13 protein-coding genes and 2 tRNA genes are annotated in these 11,934 nt (G+C 62.6%); 14 read left to right on the plus strand and 1 reads right to left on the minus strand.

The window, feature by feature from the left end:
• The 3 genes from N878_RS01830 to N878_RS01840 all read left to right on the plus strand — a co-directional run.
• Positions 1–346 (plus strand): response regulator (locus N878_RS01830; protein WP_031302577.1); only part of this gene is annotated, 346 nt, incomplete at its 5' end.
• An 87-nt stretch (positions 347–433) separates the two neighbouring features.
• Positions 434–835, plus strand: a complete 402-nt coding sequence (locus tag N878_RS01835; RefSeq protein ID WP_021441980.1) for a PA2779 family protein — start codon at positions 434–436, stop codon at positions 833–835.
• Entirely contained in the window at positions 820–1,773 is a 954-nt protein-coding gene (locus N878_RS01840) for a PA2778 family cysteine peptidase (RefSeq protein WP_082457770.1), read from the plus strand. The genes N878_RS01835 and N878_RS01840 overlap by 16 nt, the downstream gene beginning before the upstream one ends.
• 48 nt (positions 1,774–1,821) lie before the next feature.
• On the opposite strand, the gene N878_RS01845 is transcribed toward N878_RS01840, so the two are convergent.
• Positions 1,822–3,105: an FAD-binding oxidoreductase gene (locus tag N878_RS01845; protein WP_031302580.1), complete on the minus strand. Its 1,284-nt coding sequence runs from the start codon at positions 3,103–3,105 to the stop codon at positions 1,822–1,824.
• 185 nt (positions 3,106–3,290) lie between these two features.
• On the opposite strand from N878_RS01845, the gene N878_RS01850 reads away from it, so the two are divergent.
• From N878_RS01850 to N878_RS01900, 11 genes are all read left to right on the plus strand, one after another.
• Positions 3,291–3,367: transfer RNA gene (locus tag N878_RS01850), tRNA-Val, on the plus strand.
• 283 nt (positions 3,368–3,650) lie between these two features.
• Positions 3,651–5,573 carry a threonine--tRNA ligase gene (gene thrS, locus N878_RS01855; RefSeq protein ID WP_021441983.1) on the plus strand — a complete coding sequence of 641 codons (1,923 nt, stop codon included), beginning with the start codon at positions 3,651–3,653 and terminating at the stop codon, positions 5,571–5,573.
• The gene (gene infC / locus N878_RS01860; RefSeq protein WP_177342863.1) at positions 5,573–6,124 is read left to right on the plus strand and encodes a translation initiation factor IF-3; all 552 of its coding nucleotides are present in this window, start codon (positions 5,573–5,575) and stop codon (positions 6,122–6,124) included. Before thrS ends, infC begins: the two co-directional genes overlap by 1 nt.
• A 60-nt stretch (positions 6,125–6,184) precedes the next feature.
• A complete protein-coding gene (rpmI, locus tag N878_RS01865; RefSeq protein WP_031302581.1) occupies positions 6,185–6,379 on the plus strand; it encodes a 50S ribosomal protein L35 in 195 nt (64 codons plus the stop codon).
• A gap of 29 nt (positions 6,380–6,408) precedes the next feature.
• Positions 6,409–6,765: a 50S ribosomal protein L20 gene (gene rplT / locus N878_RS01870; protein WP_003243409.1), complete on the plus strand. Its 357-nt coding sequence runs from the start codon at positions 6,409–6,411 to the stop codon at positions 6,763–6,765.
• A 95-nt stretch (positions 6,766–6,860) separates the two neighbouring features.
• Positions 6,861–7,877 carry a phenylalanine--tRNA ligase subunit alpha gene (pheS, locus tag N878_RS01875; RefSeq protein WP_021441986.1) on the plus strand — a complete coding sequence of 339 codons (1,017 nt, stop codon included), beginning with the start codon at positions 6,861–6,863 and terminating at the stop codon, positions 7,875–7,877.
• 42 nt (positions 7,878–7,919) lie between these two features.
• On the plus strand, positions 7,920–10,298 hold the full coding sequence (gene pheT, locus N878_RS01880) for a phenylalanine--tRNA ligase subunit beta (RefSeq protein ID WP_021441987.1): 2,379 nt from the start codon (positions 7,920–7,922) through the stop codon (positions 10,296–10,298).
• Positions 10,299–10,301: 3 nt separating this feature from the next.
• Complete coding sequence (ihfA, locus tag N878_RS01885) at positions 10,302–10,604, plus strand: integration host factor subunit alpha (protein WP_003243414.1); 303 nt, start codon at positions 10,302–10,304, stop codon at positions 10,602–10,604.
• Positions 10,585–10,941: a MerR family transcriptional regulator gene (locus N878_RS01890; protein ID WP_021441988.1), complete on the plus strand. Its 357-nt coding sequence runs from the start codon at positions 10,585–10,587 to the stop codon at positions 10,939–10,941. Before ihfA ends, N878_RS01890 begins: the two co-directional genes overlap by 20 nt.
• A 76-nt stretch (positions 10,942–11,017) precedes the next feature.
• Positions 11,018–11,094: transfer RNA gene (locus N878_RS01895), tRNA-Pro, on the plus strand.
• 242 nt (positions 11,095–11,336) lie between these two features.
• A partial coding sequence (locus N878_RS01900) for an exodeoxyribonuclease V subunit gamma (RefSeq protein WP_031302583.1) occupies positions 11,337–11,934 on the plus strand: 598 nt, incomplete at its 3' end.

The following is an 11,934-nucleotide window of genomic DNA, read 5'->3' on the forward strand; positions in this document are numbered from 1 at the left end:
CGACAACGAAGAGGCGATCCTGCACAGCATGGCCGCGCTGCTCGGCCAGTGGGGCTGCGAGGTGGTCACCGCACTGGATCTGCCCGAAGCGCTGCTACGCCTGCAGGGCAGGGCGCCGGAGGTGATACTGGCGGATTTCCACCTCGATCACGGCGTGCTCGGCTGCCAGGTGATCCAGCAGCTGCGCGAGGCGTTCGCCCGGCCGATTCCGGCGCTGATCATCAGCGCCGACCGCAGCGACGCCTGCCGCCGCGACCTGCAGGCGCTGGGCGCGCCGCTGCTGAACAAGCCGGTCAAGCCGGGCAAGTTGCGAGCGGTGCTCAGCCAGTTGCTGCAGGAAGTGTGAGCGGGTGCAGATTTTCGGGGTGAACCCGGACGCCTGCCATACTGTCTATTGGCTACCTAGCCGTCTCAGGAGACAACCACAATGACAATGTCCATGCACCCCGTTCTGCGCCGTCTGGCGTTCTTCACCGCATTGCTGCACCTGCTGCTGGTGGTGCAGATACCCGTCGCCAACGCGGCCATGATCGGCACCCACGAGGTGCTCGCCGAACAGCAGCACCAGGTGGATCAGGCGCAATTGATGGCCATGCTCGACGACGAGCAGGTCAAGGACAAACTGGTGGCCATGGGCGTCGAGCGCGAGCAGGTGGAGTCGCGTATCGCCAGCCTCACCCCGGCCGAGCTGGCGCAGTTCAACCAGCAGCTGGATCAGGCGCCCGCCGGTGCCGGCGTGGTCGGCATCATCGTGCTGTTCCTGGTGATCTTCATCATCACTGATATGCTGTGCGCCACCAACATCTTCAATTTCGTCAAATGCATCAATCGCTGATTCGCCTCGCCTGTATCGCTTCAGTCGTTCTACTCGCAGCCTGCGCTCGGTCTCCGCTGTTATCGCCGGAGGCCGAGCGTTTGCCTGAGCGGGTCGAGCTGAGCGATGTGCCGTTCTTCCCGCAGGACGCCTACCAGTGCGGGCCGGCGGCGTTGGCCACCATGCTCAACCAGCGCGGCGTGCTGACCACCCCTGGCGTGCTCAAGGACAAGGTCTACCTGCCCGGTCGCGAAGGCAGTCTGCAGGTGGAGATGGTTGCCGCCGCACGCAGCCACGACATGCTGGTGTATCCGCTGCAGCCGCGTCTGGAGGCGCTGCTGGCCGAGGTGGCCGCCGGCAATCCGGTGCTGGTGCTGCAGAACCTGGCGTTCGACTTCTACCCGCAATGGCACTTCGCCGTGGTGGTCGGCTACGACCGTCGCAAGCGCACGCTGATCCTGCGCTCCGGCACCACGCGGCGCCTGGTGGATGATTTCGCCAGCTTCGACCAGAGCTGGGCGCGCGGCGGGCGCTGGGCGGTGCTGGCCTTGCCGCCGGAGCAATTGCCGGCGCAGGCCGACATGCGCGCCTGGCTCAAGGCCGCCAGCGATCTGGAGCAGACCGGGCGCAAGATGGCGGCGCAGCGTGCCTATCGACGCGCCACCCAGGCCTGGCCGGAGCAGGCGCTGAGCTGGTTCGCTCTGGCCAACAGCCGCTATGCCGAAGGTGATCGCCAAGGCGCCGAGCAGGCGCTGCGCGCCAGCCTGCAACGCGAGCCGGATTTCGCCGCCGGCTGGTTCAATCTGGCCCAGTTGCTCGGCGAGCAAGGCTGCGGCGAACGCGCGCAGCAGGCCCAGGCCTGCGCGCGGCGCCTGGCCCCGGAGGATGCGCGCTTTGCCGCGCCGCTGAAGGCGAGCGTCGCAACGGGTCAATGTCAGGCCTTGCCGGCCTGTCCATAAGGCAAACGAAAACGGCGCCCGAGGGCGCCGTTTTTGTTCCTGCGGTCGTTACACGCCCAGCTTGTCGCGCAGGGTGTAGTACCAGGCGCCGAGGGCGCTGAACGGCACCTGGAACATCCGCCCGCCGGGGAAAGGGTAGTGCGGCAGGTTGGCGAAGGCGTCGAAACGCTCGGCCTGGCCGCGCAGCGCCTCGGCCAGCACCTTGCCGGCCAGGTGGGTGTAGGTCACGCCATGGCCGCTGCAACCCTGCGAATAGTAGATGTTGTCGCCGAGGCGGCCGACCTGGGGCAGGCGCGACAGGGTCAGCAGGAAGTTGCCGGTCCAGGCGAAGTCGATCTTCACGTCCTTCAGCTGGGGGAAGGTCTTGAGCATCTTCGGCCGGATGATCGCCTCGATATTGGCCGGGTCGCGCGCGCCGTAGACCACGCCGCCGCCGAAGATCAGGCGCTTGTCGCCGGACAGGCGATAGTAGTCGAGCAGGTAGTTGCAGTCCTCGACGCAGTAATCCTGTGGCAGCAGGCTGGCGGCCAGTTCGTCGGACAGCGGCTCGGTGGTGATCACCTGGGTGCCGCAGGGCATCGACTTGGCCGACAGCTCCGGCATCAGGTTGCCGAGGTAGGCGTTGCCCGCCACCACCACGAACTTGGCCTTGATCCGCCCTTCGGGGGTGTGCACCACCGGGTTGGCGCCGCGGTCGATGCGGGTGGCCGGGGATTGCTCGTAGATCACCCCGCCGAGCGACTCCACCGCGGCGGCCTCGCCCAGGGCCAGGTTCAGCGGATGGATATGGCCGCCGCTCATGTCGAGCATGCCGCCGACATAGTTGTCGGTGGCCACCACCTCACGGATGCGCTTGGCGTCCATCAGTTCCAGCTGGGTATGGCCGTAGCGCTCCCACAGCTTCTTCTGCGCTTCCAGGTGGCCCATCTGCTTGTCGGTGAGCGCGGCGAACACGCCGCCGTCCTTGAGGTCGCACTGGATGTCGTACTTGGCGATGCGCTCACGGATGATGCGGCCGCCCTCGAAGGCCATCTGCCCGAGCAGTTGCGCCTGCTTGGGGCCGACGCTGCGCTCGATCACGTCGATGTCGCGGCTGTAGCTGTTGACGATTTGCCCGCCGTTGCGCCCGGAGGCACCGAAGCCGACCTTGGCCGCCTCGACGATGCTCACCTTGAAGCCGTTCTCCAGCAGGAACAGCGCGGTGGACAGGCCGGTGTAGCCGGCGCCGACGATGCAGACGTCCGTTTCCACTTCGCCTTGCAGGGCAGGGCGCTGGGGAACGGGGTTGGCAGAAGCGGCGTAGTAGGATTGTGGGTATGCCGTGTGCGCCATTTTGAACCTCTGTTCTTTATTTTTTACGAATGAGCCGATCCTACCTGAGTTGAAAATGCCCGGCTAGTGCCTGTGCAAAATATTCAACGAGCCTGGCTGAAATAAAAAATTTGGCCTATTTCAGTGAGTTAGCGAAAAAACCTGTTGACGGCCAAAAACTTCTGCGTAGAATGCGCACCCATCGAAGGCACATAGCTCAGTTGGTTAGAGCACCACCTTGACATGGTGGGGGTCGTTGGTTCGAGTCCAATTGTGCCTACCAAATCGATAAAAAGGGGTCGTTGATGCGACCCCTTTTTTGTTGCTCGTCATTCGTGGCGGCAAAAAGCTTCCGGGAATTCCGCTCGGATATTGTCTGTGGTTGCTTGTCAGGGTTCAGGCTTTCTGAAAGCATCCGCACTCTTTACTTCCAGTGACTCTGGTTCGGTTCTGGTTGGCCCTTGGGGCTCCTGCCATCGTTCGGCAGGTATACCGCCGGATCGCTTCCTGGCTCATCCCAACCCACGTGACCTTTGGTAGGGGTCACCACTAGGAGAGGAGGCGCCATGCCCATCATTACTCTTCCCGACGGCAGTCAGCGTTCGTTCGATCATCCGGTTTCCGTGCTGGAGGTCGCCCAGTCCATTGGTGCGGGCCTGGCCAAGGCCACCCTGGCCGGTAAGGTCAATGGTCGCCAGGTCGATGCTTGCGACCTGATCGAGGCTGACGCGACCCTGCAGATCATCACGCCGAAGGACGAAGAGGGGCTGGAGATCATCCGCCACTCCTGCGCTCACCTGGTTGGGCATGCGGTCAAGCAGCTCTATCCGAACGCCAAGATGGTGATCGGTCCGGTCATCGATGAAGGCTTCTATTACGACATTGCCATTGACCGTCCTTTCACCCCGGAAGACATGGCGGCCATCGAAAAGCGTATGGCCGAGCTGATCGACAAGGACTACGACGTCATCAAGAAGATGACGCCGCGTGCCGAGGTCGTCGAGCTGTTCAGGGCGCGCGGCGAGGAATACAAGCTGCGCCTGATCGACGATATGCCGGACGAGCAGGCCATGGGGCTGTACTTCCATGAGGAGTACGTCGACATGTGCCGCGGTCCGCACGTCCCCAACACCCGTTTCCTCAAGGCGTTCAAGCTGACCCGTATTTCCGGTGCCTACTGGCGCGGTGATTCGAAGAATGAGCAGCTGCAGCGCATCTATGGCACCGCCTGGGCGGACAAGAAGCAGCTGGCGGCCTATATCCAGCGCATCGAAGAAGCCGAGAAGCGCGATCACCGCAAGATCGGCAAGCGCCTGGACCTGTTCCATACCCAGGAAGAGGCGCCGGGCATGGTGTTCTGGCATCCCAATGGCTGGACCCTGTACCAAGTGCTCGAACAATACATGCGTCAGGTGCAGCGCGAGCATGGTTACCTGGAGATCAAGACGCCGCAGGTAGTCGATCGCAGCCTGTGGGAGAAGTCCGGGCACTGGGCCAACTACGCCGAGAACATGTTCACCACCGAATCGGAAAGCCGCGATTACGCGATCAAGCCGATGAACTGCCCGTGCCACGTACAGGTATTCAATCAGGGGCTGAAGAGCTATCGCGAGCTGCCGATGCGCCTGGCCGAGTTCGGTGCCTGCCACCGCAACGAGCCGTCCGGGGCGCTGCACGGCATCATGCGCGTGCGCGGCTTCACTCAGGATGACGCGCACATCTTCTGCACCGAAGAGCAGATGCAGGCCGAATCCGCCGACTTCATCAAGCTGACCCAGGCGGTCTACGCCGACTTCGGTTTCACCGACATCCAGCTCAAGCTGTCCACTCGTCCGGAAAAGCGCGTGGGTTCCGACGAGCTGTGGGATCGCGCCGAGGCGGCCCTGGCGGCGGCGCTCGACAGTGCCGGGCTGGCCTATGACCTGCAGCCGGGCGAGGGCGCCTTCTACGGGCCGAAGATCGAGTTCTCGCTGAAGGATTGCCTGGGGCGCGTGTGGCAGTGCGGTACTCTGCAGCTGGACTTCAATCTGCCGGTGCGCCTGGGCGCGGAGTACGTTTCCGAGGACAACAACCGCAAGCATCCGGTCATGCTGCACCGGGCGATCCTCGGTTCCTTCGAGCGCTTCATCGGCATCCTCATCGAGCACTACGAAGGGGCGTTCCCGGCCTGGCTGGCGCCGACCCAGGCGGTGATCATGAATATCACTGACAAGCAGGCCGATTTTGCCCGCGAAGCAGAGAAAACTCTCAACCAAAGCGGTTTTCGTGCCAAGGCTGACTTGAGAAACGAAAAGATCGGCTTTAAAATCCGCGAGCATACCTTGCTCAAGGTTCCCTATCTCTTGGTTATTGGAGATCGGGAGGTTGAGACACGATCCGTTGCTGTGCGCACCCGTGAAGGCGTCGATCTGGGCTCCATGCCCCTCGAGCAGTTCGCCGCGCAATTGCAGCAAGCGGTTTCCCGGCGTGGTCGCCAAGATTCGGAGTAATAACTATTAAGCGTGAAATGAGACAGGATAAGCGGGCCGCTCCCAAGGCGCCGATCAACGAGAACATCACCGCACGTGAGGTTCGCCTGATTGGTGCGGACGGCGAGCAGGTTGGTATTGTTTCGATTGATGAGGCATTGCGCGTGGCTGAAGAAGCCAAGCTGGATCTGGTAGAGATCTCCGCTGACGCAGTCCCGCCGGTTTGCCGCATCATGGACTACGGCAAGCACCTGTTCGAAAAGAAAAAGCAGGCTGCTATTGCGAAGAAGAATCAGCACCAGCAACAGATCAAAGAGATCAAGTTTCGTCCAGGGACGGAAGAAGGGGATTACCAGGTAAAACTACGCAACCTGGTACGTTTCCTTGAAGATGGGGACAAGGCCAAGGTATCGCTACGATTCCGCGGCCGTGAGATGGCCCACCAGGAACTGGGCATGGAGCTGTTGAAGCGGGTCGAAGCCGACCTCGCCGAACTCGGCACCGTTGAACAGCATCCTAAGCTGGAAGGACGCCAGCTGATGATGGTCATCGCTCCCAAGAAGCGTAAATAACCTCCCGGGCACTGGCAGGCCTGATGGTTATCAGTTGTTAATGAATGCGGAGTACCAAACATGCCAAAGATGAAAACCAAGAGCGGCGCTGCAAAGCGCTTCCTGAAGACTGCTTCGGGCTTCAAGCACAAGCACGCTTTCAAGAGCCACATCCTGACCAAGATGTCCACCAAACGTAAGCGTCAGCTGCGCGGCAGCTCGCTGATCGGCCCGTCGGACAAAGCTAAAGTCGAGCGCATGCTGCGCGTTCGTTAATCGGTCAAGATATTTAGAGGTAATTACTCATGGCTCGTGTTAAGCGTGGCGTTATCGCTCGTGCTCGTCACAAAAAAATCCTGAAGCTCGCCAAGGGCTACTACGGTGCGCGTTCGCGCGTGTTCCGCGTCGCCAAGCAGGCGGTGATCAAGGCAGGCCAATACGCCTACCGCGACCGTCGTCAGCGCAAGCGTCAGTTCCGTGCTCTGTGGATCGCCCGTATCAACGCCGGTGCTCGCGTCAACGGTCTGTCCTACAGCCGTCTGATCGCTGGCCTGAAAAAGGCGTCGATCGAAATCGACCGTAAGGTCCTGGCCGATCTGGCAGTGAACGAAAAAGCGGCGTTTGCTGCGATTGTCGAGAAAGCTAAGGCCGTTCTGGCTTAAGTCCCCCGACAATCACCGGGCTTGCCCGGTGGCAACGTCAAAGATAGGGGAAGAGCCTTCAAGCTCTTCCCCTATTTCGTATCTGGAGTCCGTACATGGAAAACCTGGATGCATTGGTCTCGCAAGCGCTAGAGGCCGTGCAAAACACCGCAGACGTCAACGCCCTGGAACAACTCCGGGTTCAGTATCTCGGCAAGAAGGGCGAGCTGACCGCCCTGATGCAGACCCTGGGCAAGCTGTCGGCCGAGGAGCGTCCGCAGGCTGGCGCCCTGATCAACGCCGCCAAGAACCAGGTTCAGGACGCCCTGAACGCCCGCAAATCCGTGCTTGAGCAGGCCCTGCTCGCCGAGAAGCTGGCGTCCGAGCGCATCGACGTGACCCTGCCGGGCCGCGGCCAGGCTTCTGGCGGCCTGCACCCGGTCACTCGTACGCTCGAGCGTGTCGAGCAGTTCTTCACCCATATCGGCTACAACGTCGCCGAGGGCCCGGAAGTCGAAGACGACTACCACAACTTCGAAGCCCTCAACATCCCCGGCCACCATCCGGCGCGGGCGATGCACGACACCTTCTATTTCAACGCCAACATGCTGCTGCGCACCCACACCTCGCCGGTGCAGGTGCGCACCATGGAGTCGCAGCAGCCGCCGATCCGCATCGTCTGCCCCGGCCGCGTCTATCGCTGCGACTCCGATATCACCCACTCGCCGATGTTCCACCAGGTCGAAGGCCTGCTGATCGACGAGGGCATCAGCTTCGCCGACCTCAAGGGCACCATCGAGGAGTTCCTTCGGGTGTTCTTCGAGAAGCCGCTGGGCGTGCGTTTCCGTCCGTCCTTCTTCCCCTTCACCGAGCCCTCGGCCGAAGTCGACATGCAGTGCGTGATGTGCTCGGGCAAGGGCTGTCGCGTGTGCAAGCAGACCGGCTGGCTGGAAGTGATGGGCTGCGGCATGGTGCATCCGGACGTGCTGCGCATGAGCGGCATCGACCCGGAGAAATACTCCGGCTTCGCCTTCGGCATGGGCGTCGAGCGCCTGGCCATGCTGCGTTATGGCGTCAATGACTTGCGCCTGTTCTTCGATAACGACCTGCGGTTTCTGGCGCAATTTCGCTAGTACCGCCTTCGTCATCGAATTCGTTTAAGGAGAACAGACAATATGAAATTCAGTGAACAGTGGCTGCGCAGCTGGGTGAACCTGGACGTCTCGCGCGACGAGCTGGTGGCCCGCCTGTCCATGGTCGGCCTGGAAGTGGACGCGGTGATCCCGGTCGCCGGCCAGTTCAGCGGCGTGGTGGTGGGCGAGATCCTTAGCGCCGAACAGCACCCGGACGCCGACAAACTGCGCGTGTGCCAGGTCAGCAACGGCAGCGCCAACTTCCAGGTGGTTTGCGGTGCGCCCAACGCCCGTGCCGGCATCAAGATTCCCTTCGCCATGATCGGCGCCGAACTGCCGGGCGACTTCAAGATCAAGCAAGCCAAGCTGCGCGGCGTGGAGTCCCAGGGCATGCTCTGCTCGGCCTCCGAGCTGCAGATCAGCGAGGACAACAGCGGCCTGATGGAGCTGGCGGCAGACGCCCCGGTGGGCCAGGACATCCGCGCCTACCTGGGCCTGGACGATGCCAGCATCGAGATCGGCCTGACCCCAAACCGCGGCGACTGCCTGTCGCTGGCCGGCCTGGCCCGCGAAGTCGGTGCTATCTACGGCGCGCAGGTCACGACGGTCTCCGTCACCCCGGTCGCCGCTGCCCATGACGAAGTGCGTCCGGTTGAAGTGCTGGCGCCCAAGGCCTGCCCGCGCTACCTGGGTCGTGTCATTCGCAACGTTGACCTGTCCAAGCCGACCCCGCTGTGGATGGTCGAGCGCCTGCGCCGTTCCGATATCCGCAGCATCGACGCCGCCGTCGACATCACCAACTACGTGATGCTCGAGCTTGGCCAGCCGATGCACGCCTTCGACCTCGCCGAGATCAACGGCGGCATTCGCGTGCGCATGGCCGAAGAGGGCGAGAAGCTGGTGCTGCTGGATGGTCAGGAAGTCAGCCTGCGCGCCGACACCCTGGTGATCGCCGACCACGAGCGCGCCCTGGCCATTGCCGGCGTGATGGGGGGCGAGCACAGCGGCGTGAGCGGCAAGACCCGCGACCTGTTCCTCGAGAGCGCCTTCTTCGACAACATCGCCGTGGCCGGCAAGGCGCGCTCCTATGGCCTGCACACCGATTCCTCGCATCGCTTCGAGCGCGGCGTCGACTCGCAGCTGGCGCGCAGCGCCATGGAGCGCGCCACTGCGCTGCTGCTGGAGATCGTCGGCGGGGACGCCGGCCCGATCATCGAAGTGGCCAGTACGGCTGACCTGCCAAACGTCGCGCCGATCACTCTGCGCGCCGAGCGCATCAGCCAGATGCTTGGCCTGGACATGGATGGCGCCGAAGTCGAGCGCCTGCTCAGCGCGCTGGGCCTGGGCGTGACCGCCGAGGGTGCCGGCCAGTGGCAGGTCAGCGTGCCGAGCCACCGCTTCGATATCAGCCTGGAAGTGGACCTGATCGAAGAGCTGGGTCGTCTGTATGGCTACAACCACCTGCCGGTGCGTTACCCGCAGGCGCGCCTGGCCCCGCAGGCCAAGGCCGAAGCCCGTGCCGAGCTGCCGGCCCTGCGTCGCCTGCTGGTGGCGCGCGGTTACCAGGAAGCCATCACCTACAGTTTTATCGATCCCAAGCTGTTCGAGCTGTTCAGCCCGGGTGTCGTCCCGCTGCAGCTGGCCAACCCGATCTCCGCCGACATGGCCGCCATGCGCTCCTCGCTGTGGCCGGGCCTGGTCAAGGCGCTGGAGCACAACCTCAATCGCCAGCAGTCGCGCGTGCGTCTGTTCGAGAGCGGCCTGCGTTTCGTCGGCCAGCTCGAAGGTCTCAAGCAGGAAGCTATGCTGGGCGGCGTGATCAGTGGCGGCCGTCTGCCGGAAGGCTGGGCCAATAGCCGCGAGAGTGTGGACTTCTACGATCTGAAGGCCGATGTCGAGGCGCTGCTGGGCTGTGCCGGCGCTGCCGATGCCTTCGCCTTCGTGCCGGGCGAGCATCCGGCGCTGCATCCGGGCCAGACCGCGCGCATCGAGCGGGAGGGGCGTTTGGTCGGTTTTATGGGTGCCCTGCATCCGGAGCTGGCCAAGACCCTCGGTCTGGATCAGCCGGTGTTCCTCTTCGAATTGCTGCTGGCCGAAGTGGCAGTCGGGCGCATGCCGGTTTTCAGCGAGCTGTCGCGCTTCCCCGAAGTACGCCGCGACCTGGCACTGCTGGTCGATCGCGAACAGCCGGCCGAGGCCGTGCTCGCCGCCATTCGCGAGGCGGCGGGCGAGTGGCTGACAGACCTCAAGCTATTTGACGTCTATCACGGTAAAGGCATTGATCCGCTTAGAAAAAGCCTGGCAGTCGGCTTGACCTGGCAGCATCCATCGCGCACTCTTAATGACGATGAGGTGAGTATTACTACGCAAAATATCCTCACCTGCCTCGAACAAAGGTTCAACGCCACGTTAAGGAAGTAGCGTATGGGGGCTCTGACGAAAGCTGAAATGGCGGAACGTCTGTACGAAGAGCTCGGCCTGAACAAACGGGAAGCCAAGGAGCTGGTGGAGCTGTTTTTTGAAGAGATCCGCCAGGCTCTGGAGCTGAACGAACAGGTCAAGCTTTCCGGGTTCGGTAACTTCGACTTGCGCGACAAGCGCCAGCGACCCGGCCGCAACCCGAAAACAGGAGAGGAGATCCCGATCACGGCTCGCCGTGTGGTCACCTTTCGTCCAGGGCAAAAACTGAAGGCCAGGGTCGAGGCATATGCTGGAACCAAGTCATAACGACGAGCTACCGGCGATACCCGGCAAGCGCTACTTCACCATCGGCGAAGTCAGCGAGCTCTGCGCGGTCAAGCCCCATGTCCTGCGTTATTGGGAACAGGAGTTTCCACAGCTCAATCCGGTCAAGCGGCGGGGCAACCGCCGTTACTACCAGCGCCAGGACGTACTGATGATCCGGCAGATTCGCGCGTTGCTCTACGATCAGGGCTTCACCATCGGCGGGGCGCGTCAGCGCCTCTCCGGCGACGAGGCCAAGGACGACACCACCCAGTATCGTCAGCTGATCAAGCAGATGATCGTCGAGCTCGAGGACGTGCTGCATGTCCTGCGGAAATAGGGCAAAAGAAAAAGTTGCCTTAATTCAAAAGCTTAATGTATAGTTCTTCCCGCTTTCGGTAACACGTAAGCATCGTCGGGGCGTAGCGCAGCCCGGTAGCGCACTTGCATGGGGTGCAAGGGGTCGAGTGTTCGAATCACTCCGTCCCGACCAAAAATCCCTACATCAAAGCCTGGTCAGTGATGACCAGGCTTTTTTGTGTCTGCGAATTCTTTCATCCGCCTCAATACTGTCGGTGCCGATCTGCGGGGCTCGGTAACCAATCCCCCGCAACTGAATCGTGCAATGCCAGTTCCCCGCCAGTTGGCGATGCTTGAAATGGCCAAACGTTCTCGACGCACCTGGTCGCCAATTACTGGCAAACTTGCCCATCGTTATTTGCAAGGAGCCAGTCGATGCCCGCCAGTCCGGAGCTGTCCCCCGGTCTTATCGTGATCCACGGCAACCATCTGGAAGAGTTGCGCGCGTTGGCGGTGCAGTGGATGCGTCGTTATCCGCTGCGGCCACTGGAGAACGAGGTGCTGCTGGTGCAGAGCAACGGCATCGCCCAGTGGCTCAAGCTGGCGCTGGCCGAGCGCGAAGGTTGCGGTATCGCCGCGGCGTTGGACGTGGATCTACCGGCGCGTTTTCTCTGGCAGGCCTACCGCGGCGTGTTGGGCAAGGATGCGATTCCGTCGCAGTCGCCGCTGGACAAGGCGCCGCTGACCTGGCGTCTGATGCGCCTGTTGCCGGCGTTGCTGGCGGACGACGTCTTTGCCCCGTTGCGGCGTTTTCTCGCCGACGACGGCGACCTGCGCAAGCGCCACCAGTTGGCCGAGCGCCTGGCGGATCTGTTCGACCAGTACCAGGTCTATCGCGCCGACTGGCTGGCGGATTGGGCGGCGGGGCACGATCGCCTGCGCACCTCGCGTGGTGGCGAGCGCTTGCTGGACGAGGCCTCGCGCTGGCAGCCGGCCTTGTGGCGGGCATTGCTGGCGGATGTCGGCGCGGAGC

Source organism: Pseudomonas sp. EGD-AK9 (assembly GCF_000465935.2).
In the GTDB taxonomy this organism is placed as follows: domain Bacteria; phylum Pseudomonadota; class Gammaproteobacteria; order Pseudomonadales; family Pseudomonadaceae; genus Aquipseudomonas.